The sequence below is a fragment of the Myxococcus sp. MH1 genome, assembly GCF_059738865.1.
This window is the reverse complement of record NZ_AP026947.1, coordinates 3103794-3119291: the sequence shown is the minus strand read 5'-3', so window position 1 is coordinate 3119291 and position 15498 is coordinate 3103794. Positions and strand designations below refer to the sequence as shown.

Below are 15498 nucleotides of genomic sequence, written 5' to 3'. Positions count from 1 at the left end.
GGTCCGCTCCCGGGGTGGGTGGGTTCATGGGTGATACGCAGCGGAAATATCCCGGTTACACGGGTCAGGTGGGTGCGGCTCCAGCCCTCACGGAGGCGGAGGCCGCCGCGCGCATCCACGAGGGGTTCCCCTCGCTCGCGACGGCGCGGGTCATCCACCTGGGCGAGGGCCTGGACCATCAGGCCTTCGAGGTGGATGGACGCTTCGTCTTCCGTTTCCCCAAGAGCGACGAAGCCGCCTCACACCTGGCCTGGGAGGCGCGCCTGACGGCGTGGCTGGCGCCCCGGCTGCCCCTGCCGGTCCCCCTCTATCGATTCCTCGAGGGCCCGGCCGAGGGCATCACATCGGGCCTCGGGGGCTACGAGAAGGTTCCCGGAAGACCCGCGTTGCTCGTCGACGCGGGGCGGCTCGAACTGTCCAGGTTCGGACGTGAGCTGGGGGCCTTCCTGGGGGCGCTCCATGCGCTCGGGCCGGCCGAGGCCATGGGGCTCGAGGTCCCGGAGGACGACGACCCGGAGCTCGAAGCCTGGTCGGCGGCCGCCGTGGAGGAGCTGCATGTCGCCGTCGAACACGGCCATGTCGGAGCCCAGGAGGCCACGGCGTGGGAGCGGCGATTCCTGGAGCGCCCCACGGAGGGACGCGGCGCGCCCCGGCTGCTCCACGGAGACTTCGCGGCCGAGCATGTCCTGGTGGATGCCCGGGGAGCCCTCACCGGAGTCATCGACTGGAGCGACGCGTGCATCGGAGACCCCGCGAGGGACCTCGCCGGGCTGCTCCACTGGGGCGGCGCCCCCATGCTGGCCGCCGCGATGGAGACGTATGGCGCGGTGAGCCCCACCGTCCTCGCGCGAGCACGATGGTTCGCCGCGTGCCGCGCGGTGGCGGACCTCGCCTTCGGGCAGACGCAGCGGCGACCGGAGTACCTCTCCGCCGGTCAACGGGCGCTCACCCTGCTTACGGAGCCCTCGTCCTCCCTCGACTGATTCACGGGACTCGGGTGCTGTCGCGCAAGGCCTGCTGAGCCTCCGTTCGTCCGGGAGCGCTGGTGGTGCTCGACGAGGTCCAGCGCGACGTCCAGCGTCCCGTCGACGGCGCGGTTGACCCAGCGGACCATCCCATACGTACCGGCCAGGGTCGTGTCCTGGAGGGACTGCAGGACGCCCAGGGGGGCGTCGAGCGCGGGGATGAACCGCAACACCTGGAAGGGCTTCGCGGCGGTGGAGCGGTGGATGCGCTCCACCGCCGTGGCGCCCTGCTCCACCGCGTCCCGGACCAGGTCCTTCACTCCACGCAGGCGATTCATGAGGCCTCCATCGTGAGCGACGCGCGCAGCCGTTCGTAGACCGAGGCGTGGTGGGCGAGCGTGACGTGGTCGATACCCGCGACCACCTGGACGTTCTGCGCAGGAAACAGCGGGCTCGAATCCCGAGGCCCGGTACGACCCGAGGCGCTCGCCAGCGAGACGACGCCGTCACCGAACAGGGCGGAGACCCACCGCCCCTCCTGCCCGAGCGCGCCGACGATGAGGTGGTGGGCGATGCCCTGCGGAGGCCGCAGGGGCGTGCATGGCGTCGAGGTGTCTTCCCAGTCCTGTCGGCGGAGTCGAGCGACGCCCAGGTCCTTCACGCCGCTGCTGCGCAGGTCGACGACGTCGGCGACGAGGCGCGTGTAGGGGTTGGGCACGGCGCGGAGCACCTGGGCGACGACGGTGCCCATGCGCTCCAGGGGGCTGCCGAAGTGGGGCACGCCGATGGAGCAGGAGCGTCTCACGAGGCAGAGCCAGGGCAGACCCGCCTCGTCGGCGAGGTGGCAGGCGCTGCGCAACACGAGGCCGCCCATGCTGTAGCCGACGAGGACGAGCTCGGTGATGGGGACGGGGAACTCGGCGACCAGGCGCTGCAACAGGTGCGCGAGGGTCTCTCCGTTGTCGGAGATGTGCAGGCCCGTGTTGTAGCGGAGGTAGAGCGGAGTGAAGCCCGCGTCACGCTCCAGGAGGGTGCCGTAGTCCGTGGTGGGCTCGGAGGGAAAGGCCCAGACGGCCTCGGTCACGGCGAGCCCGTGGACCCACAAGGCCACGCGCCCCGTGGAGGTCGGATGCGCGGCGCGCAAGGCCTCGCGCTCGACGGGGAGCGGAAGGCCCTGGTGATAGAGCCCCATGGGCGTCGCGAGCGCGTTGTTCTGACGGTGGAGATAATCCCCCAGCACGCCATTGAGCACACCGAGCGCCACGTCGACCTTGCCGACACTTGCCATTCATCACCTCCGCGAGGACAGTGACACGTCGCGTCATGGATGTCGAATCACGGCCCGGTGCGGGGGGAGCGGTGACGGAGGGATTCGAGGCCAGCGTGCTGTTCCAACCGGCGAACAGGGCCCTCACTCCCGCCCCCCGATGGTGCGCAACGGCCGGGTGCGCTCGCCGGGCGCCGATGAAGGTTTGAATAGAAGAGACGGAAGGCGGCCATGTCCCCCTGGGTCACCACGCGGTCTCCGGCGTTGCGACACACCCCGTCGAAGACGACCTTGTTGGCCTGTCCCAGGGTGGCCACGAAGAGGCACGGGCCAATCACCGAGCCGTCCCGGTCGAACCAGACATCGAAGAACCAGCGGCCCGACGTGTCATTGAACGTGGCCGCGTCGATACGGATGTTCCGGTTGCAGCCCAGGGGCAGGCAGGCGGTGCGGGTGGAGGTGCGTCAGGTCGCGCGTCTCATGGATGGGGAGCTGCCACCCGTTGCCGGTGCCGGACAGGAAGAACAGCTCGTCGTGCTCCTTGTGGATGTCGGGGTCCGCCATCCCCCCCAACGAGCAGCGTGCGCCGTCCAGAGTCCTCGCCGCGCGTGGCCCGGGCGCCCCCGGTGAAGCATGGACAGCGGGATGACGGCACGAGCGGTGCTCATGGTCTTCCTCCTGACGACAGCGTCTTCGATTCACTCCTGCGCGTCCGCGTCGGGAACGGCGATCTCCTGGCGGTCGAGCAACCTCCGGAGCTGGGTGCGGTGCATCCCGAGCGCGCCCGCCGTGGCGGTCACGTTGCCTCCGTGCTGGCGCAAGGCGTGTTCGATGCGGGTGCGCTCGTCGGCGGGCAGAGGCTTCGCCTTCGAGGGGCCTTTCCGAGGCGGTGCGCGTGGCGCTTCGGCGGGCTGTGACAAGGCCTGCCCGAAGGCCACTCCGGCGTCGGGCTTGAGATGACCGCCCTCGACCCGCGATGCGCCTTTCCGCTGCGCCGCATGTTCGGCGACGCCCAGCTCGGACATCAGCTCCCGGATGTTGCCGGGCCAGGGCCTGCGCAGACACTCCTCGACCAGCGAGACGTGCAGGCGCCTCCCGGGTGACAGTCCTCGTTCGAGCAACAGGGGAATCTCCTCGGGGCGCTGGCGCAGCGGCGGCAGGGTGACGTCCGGTCGGCCGATGCGGAAGTACAGGTCCTCCCGCAACCGTCCGTTCGCCACCTGCGCGCGCAGCGCCTTGTTGCTCGCGCAGCAGACGTGCAGGTCGACCCGCTGCGCCTTGGACGCGCCCAGCGCAGTCACCTCCCGGTTCTCCAGCACGCGCAGGAGCTTCGCCTGCACCGCCAGGTCCAGCTCGACGACCTCGTCGAGGAACAGGGTGCCGCCATCCGCGGACTGGAGATAGCCCTGTGCATCCACGTCGGCCCCCGAGTACGCCCCCTTCCGAGCACCGAACAGCAACCGCTCCGCGAGACTCTCGGGGATGGCCGCGCAATTGACGGCGATGAAGGGGCCACTCCTCCGGGAGGAGAGGGAATGGAAGGCGCGCGCCACCCCCTCCTTGCCGGTGCCACTCTCTCCATGGATGTACAGGGAATGGCCGAGGCTGGCCTGGGCGACCTCCCTGAGCAGGCCTTGCATCGCGGGCCCTCGCACGAACTGCTCCACGACTTCGACCCCGTGCGCCTCGAGCGGCCGCAAGTCCAGGCTGGGAACGAACAGCGAGTCTCCCATGCGCACCACGCGCCGGGCCTCATGGGCAGTCCCCTTGGGAATGGCCGCTCCATCCACGAATGTGCCGTTCTGGCTCCCCAGGTCCGTCACCCAGAAGCGCTGCCCATCGAAGCGGACCTGGGCATGGCGCCGCGACATCTTCGCGTCCTGGACCTCTCCCAGCGCGGCGACGCCTCGCCCCAGCTCCAGCGCGCCCTCTTTCAGGCGCAGCGCCACGGCCATGGCCCTGCCCCCACCAAAGAGGCGCATCAGGCCCGGGACACGCGCCTCTGCGTCCGTGCCCCCACCAGCGCCCCCGCGGCTCGCGCGCAGCGTCGACCGCTCCTGTTCCGTTTCCATGACGGCCATCCTATGCCTGTGTCACGGCACACTTCAGGTGGCACCACCGTTGACCTTCCGGGGCGGACAGGGAGGCCTCAAGAATTCGGGGTCCTCGCCGTCTCATGGCGTGGGATTCGCCAAACAAGCCATACGCCTGGATGGAATGGACATGCCCCTGAAGCAAGCCCCCCGCCCCTCCGTGTCCGACTCGCGCGCGCGGTCGCGGCTGCTGTGTCTCTTGATGTTGTTCCTGGCCCCTGGGGTCAGCGGCTGCTGTGCATTGTTTCCCGGGAGCAAGTCCTGCGTGAAACCCACGCCGCCTCCCGGAGAGCCCGACCCCAACGAAAGCCTGCCCGTGCGGGACTGTGGCGTGGAGACCTGTGAGCTCGGAGGGAGAGCCCAGCCCCTGACTCCCTGGGAATGTCCGACGGGACAACCCAACTGCCAACCTCCCGAGACGAACGGACTGGGCATCTACGTCATCGAGGGCGGAAACTACTGCTTCGTGGTGGATGGCAGTCCACGCTTCTGTCCCGAAGCCTTCGAGAACGTTCCGGCCTCGGCCAGCTTCCCCCAACCCTCTGTCCGATTGATGGGCCGAGACCCCACCCGGCGAGGGGACCGGCTCGGCGCCCACACCGTGAGCGGGCTCATTCAGAACCCTCAGGCTCCCGGCGGCGGCGAGGGCGTCCGGATTCACAGCATCCAGGCCACGGGCACCCAGCTCACGGTGAACTACTGCTCCCAGTCAAGCCCCTGCCTGGACAGCGCCACCGGGGTCCGCTCCCTGAGGGGCGAGGAGCTCCACCAGCTGAAGCTCGTGATGCTGCTCCCAGCCGACGACGGCGGCGGGCCCAGGAGAGCCGTCATCCTCGAGCTGGCCGTGACACCCCGCGCGGATGCGTCGGCCCGGGTCCACGCGTACGACGTCCTCTATCGGGAATACGGGACCGGACTGCCCTGGCTGAATCACTGCGCGCCGAGGGGCGTCACCGCCCCCGACAGGGACCCCACTTCGTTCTTGCAGGGGCTGCGCATCAACAGCGTGAACGCGGCCGTCGAGCCCGTCCCCGCGTGGACCACCATCGGCTGTGAGTCGGGCGCCATCGTCACCTGCCTCGACTGGGGCTACGCCCCCTGGAGCCCCGACACGGGCGGCTACGACGTGCTGCGCGGCCATGTCTTCGGCTCGTGCCTGCAGGCCAAGCGCGCCGCGTACTTCGTCGGCCGCGGAGACCTCGCGAGCTACACCCGGAACGGCACGCGCATCGCCAGGCGCGACGAGTTCGGCCTGGGGAGGAGCGCGAACAACCACGTCGAGGAGCTGCGCACGCTGGAGGCCCTCTGGAGTCCCCGGGGCGCGGTCTGCCTCAACGCGGAGAATCGCCGGGTCCCCGACATGCCCCTGCCCGAAGGCCTGCACGGGATACCGCCATGCCCCAGGCCCCCCACGTGGACCCCGGCGGGAAAGCTCGCCACGGGCAGGCTCACCCCGGCGCCGGACTGAGCCCCGCCTCGCGGAGCGCGGCCGCGTGCTCCCGTCGGAGCAGTGGATTGAGGGTGAGGGCCTTCACCAGTGACTCACGGGCCCGACGCAGCGGCTCGGCGCGCTCCGCCTCCGAGCGTGCCAGCCGTGCCTGGAGCAACAGCAGCCCTCCGCGGACGGCGTGGGCCGAGGCCAGCTTCGAGTCCAGCGTGAGCGACAGGTCCACCTGCGCGAGCCCCTCGGAGATGAAGCCAGGGGCCTCGCGGGGTGACACGGCCTCCGCCAGACGCAGACAGGCCCTCGCCAGCTCCTGGTGGGAGTCGTTGTAGGGCTGGATGTCCACCGCCTTGCGCGCTTCGGCGCGGGCGCGCTGGAGGTGCTGGAGTCCGGAGCCCCCGTTGCGTCGCGCCCAGGTGGCCTCCACGAGCGCCAGCCGCGCGCGCAGCACCTGGCAGTCGGCGCAGCTCGCGTCCCCGCGCGACGCGGCCGCCAGGGCTCGCTGGCCCGCCTGGAGCGCGGCACCGGGGTCCCTGTCTTCTCCCACGGCCTGGGTCGCCGAGAGCAGGTGCCCCATGGCCAGGGAGAAGTGGGTCCGCCCGAGGGTCGGATTGATGGCGAGCGAGCGCTCGAACCAGCGGGAAGCACGCTCCAGCGGCGCCCGCGCATCCGCCCCCGAGGCGACGAGGTACTCCGCGCGAAGCAGCTCCGAGAGCCCCAGCTTGTTCAGCGCGGAGTGGAAGTTGCCGTTGATGGCGAGCGCGGCCTCTCCCGCCGCGAGGGCCTTGCGCACCTCGGGCTCCGGGTCCAGCCCCCGCGAGAGGCCCTGCGCCGCCATCGCGTTGTACAGCTCCGCCAGGTTCGAGTACCCGAACACGTATCTCGGGTCGTACCTCACGGCCAGACGCAGCAGGCGCTCCGCCTCGGCATAGGCGGCGGACGGGTCCTCTCCGCGCTCACGCTGGCGATTGCCTCGCCAACGATGCACCAGCGACAAGTCATTGAGCCCCCAGGGGTATTGGGGCTGGAGCTCCAGGGCCCGGCCCAGGCGGGAGATGGCCTCGTCCCAGGCGGGCTCGGGGTCTCGTCCCTCCCAGGAGGCCTGGAGCCCTTGGAAGAAATGGCCGACCCCCAGGATGTCATGTGCCTGGATGTCCCGAGGAGACAGCGCCACCGCGCGCGCCGCGGTCTCAAGGCAGTCGGTGAGGATTCGTTTCGGGTCCGGCCCCTCGCCTCCGGGATTCGCGGCGCGGTAGCGATTGAGGAGGATGAAGGCCTTGCGGGTGTATGCGGCACCGCGAGACGGCGCGGCCAGGAGTCCCTGCTCCGCCGCGGCCAGCGCCTTCTCCAGCGATGCGCGGGGAGACTGGCCCTGGCGCCGGTCCAGCTCCGCCTCCTGCAACCCCACCTCCGCCAGCGCCTCGTAGCTCCGCGCGTCGCTGCGTCCCAGCTCCACGGCGCGCTCATGGAGGCGACGGGCCTCGTGGAGCCCCGAGCGCGCCTTGTCGTATTCGCCCCGCTCCAGCTGCTCCATCGCCCGCGCATGCGCCACGTCTCCCGCGAGCTTCCGGGCCTCGTACAACCACGGAGCCTCGGCCTCGGCGAGCAGCGCGGCCCGCGACGCCGCGTCGTAGTCACGGCGATAGAAGGCAATCAGGCCCTCCAGATACCGGGGGGACTCCAGCTCCAGCACCCGGCTGTGCTCGAGCGATTGGAGCGCGGGCTGGAGGTACTGCTCTTCGACGGCACGCTGCCGCGCCGCGACCCACGTCGGGTCTCCACCGCGCCGCGCTTCCTCCATCGCCTGGTGGTAGCGCTCACCGAGGACCCGGCCCAGCGCATGATGAAGCTCCGGCGAGTCCAACCCCTTCTGTCTCGCCTGCGTCAGCGCCTCGTGGGCCTGCTCCAGCTCGTGCAGCGCGAGATGGCCCCGCCCCAGCGCGTACTGGACGAGCGCGTCCCCAGGCTCCCCCAGCGTGTGCCGCCAGGCCGCGATGCGCGCCATGCGCTCGCGCACGAGCTGCTGCTCCCGACCGGTGTCGTGCAGGGGAACCGTGTAGGCCATGCGCAGGAACCACTCGATGTCCTTCACCTGCTGGCCCAGCTGCTCGGCCATCCGCGCACGCCCCTCCGATTGCAGTCGGGCATGACGCGCCTCCAGGCGGGAGGTGACGCCCAGGACCGCCAGGAGGAGGATGCTCGCGAGCGACACGGCGGAGACCGCCACCAGGGCCCGGTGCTTGCGCGCGCGGCGCCAGAGTCGGGAGAGCAGGCCCGGACGTTGCCCGAGGATGGGCTCTCCGTCGATGTAGCGCCCCAGGTCCTCGGCGAGGGCGCGGGCCGAGGGGTAGCGCTGCTCGGGGTCCTTGCTCAGGCACTTGAGGACGATGACCTCCAGGTCACCGGGCAGGTGCGGCACGAGCGTGCGCAGGGGCGGCGCCTCCTCGTGGAGCACCTTGTTGAGGGTGCCGACGAGCGTCGTGTCCGAGAACGGAGGCGCGCCGGACAGCAGCTCATGGAGGGTGGCGCCCAGGCCATAGACATCCGAGCGCCGGTCGACCGCCCGCGTCTCTCCACGGGCCTGCTCCGGTGACATGTACCCGGGGGTCCCCATCACCGCGCCGGACCGGGTGAGGCCCTGCTCGAGGCCGGACTCGTGCGCCAGGCCGAAGTCCATCACCACCGGGACACAGCTCCCGTCCTCCCGCCGTCGCACCAGGATGTTGGCCGGCTTGAGGTCGCGGTGGATGACACCGAGCCGGTGCGCCTCATGCATCGCGGCGGCGACCTCTCGCACCACCTGGACCTTCTCCGGGAGCGACAGCCCTCCGGCGACCTGGTCGAGCCGTGGGCCCTCGATGAGCTGCATGGCGATGTAGTCGCGGCCCTCCGCGTGGCCGACCTCGTACACCGCGCACACGTTCGGATGGTCGATTCGCGCCTGCGCCCGGGCCTCCTGGAGGAAGCGCATCACCCGGTCCGGGTCGGCGCCTCGCACGAACTTCAGCGCGACGGTGCGGCCCAGCCGCCGGTCCCAGGCCTTGTGGACCTCGCCCATGCCACCGCGGCCGAGCAGCGCCAGCAACGTGTAGTGGCCCACGGAGGAGTCCCCCTGGAGCCCGGTCTCCCCTGCCCCCGGCGCGATGCTGCGCTCCGCGGTGGGCTGCGCCGCCTCCGGAACATCCTCCCGGTCATCGTCCACGTGTTCCCCCTGGCAACAGGATAGCCCATGGCAGTCGCCCCAGGCGCACGGCCCCGGCCATCCGGGCACGGTGTGCCCGGCACCGCGCGGAACTGTGCCTGGACCGTGCCTGACAGGCCGACGGTCGCGTGGGTCCAGAGGGAGAGGCCCCTGGAGACCGCGGCATCCGGCCAGGCACGCGGGCTGCAATCCCTCGCACCCGACGCGGATGCATGGAGAAGGCGTCACGACGGACGCCTCAACTCCACACACCCACGCTCATGCCGCCGAGCCGAGAGGCCGGCTCCGGCAAACACACTCACGTGCCTCGAAGCATCTCCACTCCCAGAAAGCGGAACCCATGACCCATCACATGAAGACCCTCGTTGCATCCGCGCTGGCGCTCGCCAGCGTCGCCGGCACCGCCAACGCCCGCTCCGTGGCCGGGTGGCACGGCAAGCCGCAGCTCCAGGTGGACGGCGCCTGCATGGGCGAGTCCTGGACCACGCAGACCAACAACTGCACCCGGGCCGTCACCCTGTTCTTCCCGACCACGGTCGACAGCTCCGGTAACTACCGGCTCGTCGTGAACGCCTATGGCGCGACCACCGCCAACAACGTCGGCTGCCGGTTCTTCGGCCTCACCAGCGATGCGACGGGCATGTACTCGGTGCCCGTCACCTACCTCCCGAGCTTCGGCACCAACCAGAACATCTCGCTCGGCCCGGTGTACGCGCCTTCCGGCGGCACCCTGAACGTCGCGTGCACGCTCAGCCCCGGCGGACGCGTGAACAGCGTGAGCTGGTTCCAGTAGTCGCCTCGAGCCGCCGCCATCCGCCGTCCAGGTGGCGGCGGCTCAATCCTCCGAGGTCATGACCATGAAGCCCCGGCAACTCTTGACGGGCGGCGCGCTCGCCTGCGCGTGCGCCACCGTGCTGTTCGTCTACCAGCGACACGAGAGGGACGAGCTCCTTCAGCGCGCCTCCACGGCGGAGCCGCTCGCGGCCCAACGACAGGAGCCGGCCCCTGCTCCCGAACCCACGCCGCCCATCCGCCTGCGCGAGGCGCGCGTCGAGGCCGCCGTCCCTCCGCCCCTGGCCCCCGGGCCCACGGCCCCCGAGCCTGCTTCTCCGCCACGCGATTCCGCGGTGACGCCACCCCCTTCGCCCGTGTCCACGGCGCAGCTGAGACAGCGCCTCGAGGCCTACTTCGGAGATGAGCCTTTCGACCCCGCCTGGGCTCGGAGCGCCGAGCAGCACGCGAAGGACGGCGTGAGGGCCGCGCTGCCAGACCCCTCGCAGCTCAGGTCCGTCGAATGCAGGGGCAGCCTGTGCCGCATCGAGACGGAACATGGAGACAGCGAGCAATCCCTCACCTTCGTGCAGGCGGCGTTCATGGATCCGAAGCGACAGGTGTGGAACGCGGCCTTCGTGACGGTGCGCGGTGAGGACTCGACCGACGACAGAATCGTCACCGTCACCTACCTGGCGCGCGAAGGCGTGGAGCTTCCCATGGAGCGACTTCTTTCTCCGGGGACCGATGACACCCAGGCCTTCCAGTAGCCGCCACGACGGGGACGCCTGCAGCAGCCTCAAGGCAGACAGGCGTCCTCGCGGCCCCAGCGGTTTCGCTGGAAAGTCAGGGTCAAGGAGTGATTCCAGGGCCTGTCCGAATCAGGTCCAAGTTCGCCCTATATCCCCTCCATCGTGTGCGTTCAGGGGCCCGAGCCGGGCCCTCGACCTCCTGAACGGAGCCGATGGCATGAGTGAGCAGGGACAGAACGACGGGGCGCGGGACTTCGACTTCCTCATGGGACGCTGGCGGGTCCAGAACCGTCGGCTCAAGGAGCGACTGAAGGGTTGCACGGAGTGGCTGCCCTTCGAGGCCACCGCGGAAGAGCATCCGCTGCCCGGCGGGCTCGGCAACCAGGAGACGTATCGCAGTGAGTTCTGGCCCGGCTTCGTGGGCCTGGCGACCCGGGTCTACAACCCGGCGACGAAGCAGTGGTCCATCTCCTGGGTGGACAATCGCAACCACACCGTCGACCCGCCGGTGCTGGGCGGCTTCGTGGGCGACGTGGGCCAGTTCGAAACGAACGACACCTTCGAGGGCCGCGCCATCCGCGTCCGCTTCACGTGGACCCGGCTGGGCCAGGACACCGCGCGCTGGGAGCAGGCATTCTCGCCAGACGAAGGCCGCAGCTGGGAGACCAACTGGGTGATGGAGTTCACCCGCCTGAAGGAGTGAGGACGTCCGCCGCGCCGATGCGCGCCGCATCCGCGCTCAGGGATGGGCCGTCGAGGCGGGCGCGGCCATCCGCACGCGGACGCCGAAGCCGAGCCACAGATGAACGGTGCGCTCGCGGAGGCTCTCGTCGCCCGTGCGGCCGTTCATCTTCACCTCGAGCGAGTCATAGCGCCCGCCCGAGCAGCTGACGAAGAGCCCCGCCCAGAAGCTCCCACCGAAGTTCCTGTCGAACCCGGCCTGGAGCGTCACGTCCGGTCCCGAGTAGGCGATGTCGATTCCTCGCACGTTGAACGAGGCCCGCTCGTAGCCGAGCGCCACGCCCGTCCAGGGGTTGTAGGGCCCCGAGGGAATCCAGTGGTAGTTCCCCTGGAGCCCGAAGCGCAGGTGGCGGCCCGGACACATGTCGTCGCTGGAGCAGCGCAGCCGCATCTGCGCATGGGAGAGCTGGAGCCAGGGGCCGAGTTCGACGTTCGAGCCGATTCGCACGGTGGGCTCCACGATGGCGGCGAAGAGCCCCTTGTAGACCTCATACAGATAGAACGGGTCCGGCGAGCCATCCATCTGCCCTCCCGGCATGAGATAGCCCGCACGCACGGAGAGCCCCAGCCAGCGCGGAAAGTCTGGGTTACCCTCCGTGGGCACCTGCGCGATGGCCATCGAGGACACCAGCAGTGACACCAGGGCCAGCATCCGCGCGGTGGGACGAGAGAGCTTTTGCATGTGTGGGCGCCGGGTTATTACGGTCGCTCGACGGTCGTCAACCCAGGGCTCCCGGTGTCTCCCTTTCGCTCCTCATCCGTGACGCGTCTGATGACGCTGGTGGCTGTCGTCCTGTTCAGCGCTTGTGGTGGCCCTTCCGCCGAGGAGGACCTGCGCGTCTGCGCCGAAGTGGAGTGCACCGCCGGCCGCTGTGTCTCCGAGGACGGAGCCCCCGTGTGCCGCTGTAGCGCCTTCGAGGAAGCCGCCGGGCTCACCTGCACCATCGCCGCCTTCCGCCCCTCGGACGACCACGGCGACACGGTGGAAGCCGCCACCCTCCTGGCCCCCACGACGGACTTCCAGGAGGCAGACATCCATCCCGTCTTCCGGAACAAGGTGGACCGGGATGTCTTCGCCGTGCCCCCGCTGGCGGGTCATGGCTTCCGCGTCACCCTGCGTCCCGGCACGCTCACCGCGGTGTCCATTGAGGTGCTGGATGCGCAGGAGCGGCGGGTCCACGTGAGCTCCTACCGCGCACCGGAGGGTGAGGTCCTGGAGTTCGTCTCCACGCCGGAGGCGCCCCGGTTCATCGCGGTATCCTCCGGGACGGGCCGCGAGGGCGCGGGGACGTACGCCTACCGGTTGGAGGACCTGGGCAAGGATGCGCACGGCGACACGCCCGCCACGGCGACGCCCATCACGGTGCCGAGCGCGCCGTTCCCCGTCGCACTCGAGTTCGCGGAGGACAGCGACGTCTTCTCCTTCCGCACCGAGCCGGGGCGCGGCTTCCGGTTCTCCTGCGAGGCCGAGGTCTCGGTGACCTTATGGGACAGCGCGGGCGCCCAGGTGCAGGGCAGCGGGGGGCGCACCTCGGTGGGCCAGCTGAGCCAGGAGGCGAGCACCTGGTACGTGCGCGTCTACAAGGGCAGCAAGGTGTTCAACACGCAATGCCAGCTCGACGACCTGGGGCCCGACGAGCACGCGAACGGGATGCTCGGCGCCACCCCGCTCCCCATGGGAGTCCCCGTCACGGCGCGGCTGCAGGGCAGCAACGACGTGGATGTCTTCTCCTTCGAGGCAACCCAGGGCCACGTCTACACCCTCGGCGACTCCCCCGCGCGCGAGCGCCTCATCCAGCTCACGGACGCGGCGGGCACGGTCCTGACCGAGACCGCCTGGGGGCGCATCGTCCTCGAAGCGACCTCGACGGGGCGCTACTTCGTCTTCGCGCGTGCCCTGAAGGAGACTCCCTGGTGGAGCGACTTCCAGGTGGAGCTGCAGGACCTCGGACCGGATGACCACGGCGACACGCCCGGGACCGCCACCCGCGTCGAGGTCGGACAGGTCGTCGAGGGGCTCATCCACAGCTCCACCGACCTGGACGCCATCGCGCTGCAACTGGATGCGGACGGAGTCTATCAGGTCACCTGCACGCCCGACTGCTCGCTGAGCGCGAGTACGCCTGGCAGCACCTTCCCCTTCCGCATGCATATGACTTCGAGCAAGGGCGTCTGGAAGGCGCACCTGCTGGCATCGACGCTCGTCACCTTCATCATCGACTCGCGCTCCGCGCCCTACGCCTTCACGTTCCGGGTGGAGCGGGTGGGGACGGATGACCATGGCGACGACGCGGCCCACGCCACGGTGGTGACGCTCCCGGTGAGCCTGGAGGGCGTGTTCGAGCTGGGCTCGGACCTCGACGAGCTCGCCGTCACGCTGGAGGGAGGGACGACCTACGTCGTGTCCTCCAACGGAGCGACCGTGCAACTGTTCGACGCCGGGGGCGCGAACGTTCCTGTCATCTACGACGCGGTGACGAGGACCCGGAGCGTGACGACCACCGCGCCAGGGCTCCACCGCGTGGTGCTCTCGTCTCAGGACCCACTGGTGGGCATCGCCAAGAGTTGGAGCTTCGCCCTGAACGCGCCGTGAGCCACGCGGCCCGGGCGTGCTGCTACACGGCCGGACGACAGTAGGCCACGAACCCCAGCGCCGATTCTTCTCTGCGCACGCCTTGCCCGAGCAGGCGCAACACCTGCTCGAGGTCCGCTTCGACAACCAGGTCGAGCTGGTCGCAGTGCGGTTCGAAGACGACCACCCAAGGCCCGCCTGGCTTCAACTGCTCGGACAGCATGCTCTTGAGCGCCTCCCATTCAGCGGCCTCGACTCGGAGGTACTTCCACCCCGCCGTGACAAAACCGGCCGGCAGCGAGCGCACGATGTGCGCCGGGGGCTCCCTCTCCAGCAGCTCCACCCCAGCGGGTGAAGTCCATCCACCAAGGTCCTCGGTGAACTCCTCGCCTCCCCAAGAGACAACTCGAACCTTCCGGGAGACACCCCCGCCCAGGTGTACTTCGGGTATCCAGATCTCCAGGCAGGCATCCATCGAGTGGTTCACTCCCCTGGGTTATCGATCTTGGGGTCCTCGGTCCAGCGTCCATGATTCCATCGAGGACAAGCTCGCGCCGAGTACCTGGGGACTTCATCGAGCGCGAGCCGTCCTGCCGCCAAGCCGCACAGACGGTGTCAGTGCGGGGCATGTGGGCCTGTACCTTTGAGCCAGGACAGCATCCAGGGGGTGACGGATGAAGATACTGTCACGTGTTTCAACGGGCGATGACTCAGGGCGCATGGGCAAGACGCTGCGCCTGCTCCGTAGGCTTCAATAGACGGGAGTGAAGAGACAACGTGAGTTGACTCGCACGCTTCCGTCATGGGCCTCACCTTCGTGGGGCTTCGTCACCTCGAACGGGAGCAGTCGTCATGACATCCACCAGCCTCTTCAAGTCCGCATCTGCGTTGTTCCTGGTATTGGCCCTGTTCGTCACGAGGGAGGCCCGAGCGGAGACGGTCGCCCTCACGTGTGTCGGAGCGGAAGTCACCGAATTCGAGCCAGGCCTCACCAACGACGCCAGGCCGACCCACATCTCCGCCATCGGCACTCACGGGTGTGCGGGGCTGCCGCTGAATCTTCCCTCCGCCATCGCCACCACGGAGGCCGATGGCATCCTCGGCTGTGGGTTCGGCCAGGCGGCCTCGACCATCCACATCAAGTGGAGCGATGACACGGTGAGCGTCGTGTCGGGCACCACCGTGGTGAACGCGAAGCCGGCGGGGGAGAACGTCATCGTGCTCACCGGGACGGTGGTGAGCGGCCGGTTCCTGGGCGCGACGGTGATTCGCACGCTGACGCTGCTCAACACGGACGTGTTGGGGTGTTTCACGGCACAGGGAGTCACGGACGTGGCGGGCCCCGTCACGCTGGTGGTGACGAAGCTGCTCTGAGGACGGGGACTGGACGCTGCCCGCCACCTCGATTTCAAGCGTCGCGGGCAGCGCTCTCTCCAGGCTCGGCCGGGCTTCTCAGTCGGTCAGGCAGACCCAACGGTTGTGGGGGATGGCCTGACACATACAATAACCCCAGGTGCCATTGGCCCAGGTGCAGCTGATCTCCGTCTCCGGGCTGCAGACCTTGCCCTGACGGGCCTCACAGGAGACAGCCTGCGCGGACACCTCCTGCTCGGGAGGGGTGCCGGTCTCGGTGCCCTCCGCAACCTCTGCTCCGCCACAGCCAATGATGGAAACGAAAGCCGCGAACGCCA

At 69.6% G+C, this 15498-nt stretch carries 14 protein-coding genes; 7 read left to right on the top strand and 7 right to left on the bottom strand.

Annotation, left to right across the window (positions count from 1 at the left end; translation table 11 throughout):
* Positions 1 to 26: 26 nt before the first annotated feature.
* Positions 27 to 983: a phosphotransferase family protein gene (locus AC6JA9_RS12765; protein WP_497959789.1), complete on the top strand. Its 957-nt coding sequence runs from the start codon at positions 27 to 29 to the stop codon at positions 981 to 983.
* Here AC6JA9_RS12765 and AC6JA9_RS12760 read toward each other — a convergent pair.
* The 4 genes from AC6JA9_RS12760 to AC6JA9_RS12745 all read right to left on the bottom strand — a co-directional run bounded on the left by AC6JA9_RS12760 (position 935) and on the right by AC6JA9_RS12745 (position 4304).
* Positions 935 to 1303 (bottom strand): hypothetical protein, encoded by a 369-nt coding sequence (locus AC6JA9_RS12760; protein ID WP_497959788.1) that lies wholly within the window; start codon positions 1301 to 1303, stop codon positions 935 to 937. The genes AC6JA9_RS12765 and AC6JA9_RS12760 overlap by 49 nt on opposite strands.
* Positions 1300 to 2253 carry an esterase/lipase family protein gene (locus tag AC6JA9_RS12755; protein WP_223785230.1) on the bottom strand — a complete coding sequence of 318 codons (954 nt, stop codon included), beginning with the start codon at positions 2251 to 2253 and terminating at the stop codon, positions 1300 to 1302. Before AC6JA9_RS12755 ends, AC6JA9_RS12760 begins: the two co-directional genes overlap by 4 nt.
* A gap of 366 nt (positions 2254 to 2619) precedes the next feature.
* Positions 2620 to 2796 carry a hypothetical protein gene (locus AC6JA9_RS12750; RefSeq protein WP_267697140.1) on the bottom strand — a complete coding sequence of 59 codons (177 nt, stop codon included), beginning with the start codon at positions 2794 to 2796 and terminating at the stop codon, positions 2620 to 2622.
* A 134-nt stretch (positions 2797 to 2930) separates the two neighbouring features.
* Positions 2931 to 4304: a sigma 54-interacting transcriptional regulator gene (locus AC6JA9_RS12745; protein ID WP_223785229.1), complete on the bottom strand. Its 1374-nt coding sequence runs from the start codon at positions 4302 to 4304 to the stop codon at positions 2931 to 2933.
* 622 nt (positions 4305 to 4926) lie between these two features.
* Here AC6JA9_RS12745 and AC6JA9_RS12740 point away from each other — a divergent pair.
* Positions 4927 to 5793 carry an ADYC domain-containing protein gene (locus AC6JA9_RS12740; RefSeq protein ID WP_497959786.1) on the top strand — a complete coding sequence of 289 codons (867 nt, stop codon included), beginning with the start codon at positions 4927 to 4929 and terminating at the stop codon, positions 5791 to 5793.
* On the opposite strand, the gene AC6JA9_RS12735 is transcribed toward AC6JA9_RS12740, so the two are convergent.
* Positions 5774 to 8971 carry a protein kinase domain-containing protein gene (locus AC6JA9_RS12735; RefSeq protein WP_497959785.1) on the bottom strand — a complete coding sequence of 1066 codons (3198 nt, stop codon included), beginning with the start codon at positions 8969 to 8971 and terminating at the stop codon, positions 5774 to 5776. The genes AC6JA9_RS12740 and AC6JA9_RS12735 overlap by 20 nt on opposite strands.
* A gap of 352 nt (positions 8972 to 9323) precedes the next feature.
* Between AC6JA9_RS12735 and AC6JA9_RS12730 the strand changes: the two genes are divergently transcribed.
* The 3 genes from AC6JA9_RS12730 (at position 9324) to AC6JA9_RS12720 (ending at position 11197) form a co-directional block, all read left to right on the top strand.
* Positions 9324 to 9764 (top strand): hypothetical protein, encoded by a 441-nt coding sequence (locus AC6JA9_RS12730; RefSeq protein WP_223748822.1) that lies wholly within the window; start codon positions 9324 to 9326, stop codon positions 9762 to 9764.
* A 64-nt stretch (positions 9765 to 9828) separates the two neighbouring features.
* Complete coding sequence (locus tag AC6JA9_RS12725; RefSeq protein WP_223748821.1) at positions 9829 to 10512, top strand: hypothetical protein; 684 nt, start codon at positions 9829 to 9831, stop codon at positions 10510 to 10512.
* A 199-nt stretch (positions 10513 to 10711) separates the two neighbouring features.
* Entirely contained in the window at positions 10712 to 11197 is a 486-nt protein-coding gene (locus AC6JA9_RS12720; protein ID WP_497959783.1) for a hypothetical protein, read from the top strand.
* 36 nt (positions 11198 to 11233) lie between these two features.
* On the opposite strand, the gene AC6JA9_RS12715 is transcribed toward AC6JA9_RS12720, so the two are convergent.
* Positions 11234 to 11917, bottom strand: coding sequence for a hypothetical protein (locus AC6JA9_RS12715; protein WP_223748819.1), 684 nt, complete (start codon positions 11915 to 11917; stop codon positions 11234 to 11236).
* A gap of 90 nt (positions 11918 to 12007) precedes the next feature.
* Here AC6JA9_RS12715 and AC6JA9_RS12710 point away from each other — a divergent pair, with 90 nt between their 5' ends.
* A complete protein-coding gene (locus AC6JA9_RS12710; RefSeq protein ID WP_223748818.1) occupies positions 12008 to 13828 on the top strand; it encodes a hypothetical protein in 1821 nt (606 codons plus the stop codon).
* Between the two features lie 22 nt (positions 13829 to 13850).
* On the opposite strand, the gene AC6JA9_RS12705 is transcribed toward AC6JA9_RS12710, so the two are convergent.
* Positions 13851 to 14282, bottom strand: coding sequence for a hypothetical protein (locus AC6JA9_RS12705; protein WP_483577427.1), 432 nt, complete (start codon positions 14280 to 14282; stop codon positions 13851 to 13853).
* A gap of 377 nt (positions 14283 to 14659) precedes the next feature.
* On the opposite strand from AC6JA9_RS12705, the gene AC6JA9_RS12700 reads away from it, so the two are divergent.
* On the top strand, positions 14660 to 15181 hold the full coding sequence (locus tag AC6JA9_RS12700; protein WP_223748816.1) for a hypothetical protein: 522 nt from the start codon (positions 14660 to 14662) through the stop codon (positions 15179 to 15181).
* Positions 15182 to 15498 lie beyond the last annotated feature (317 nt).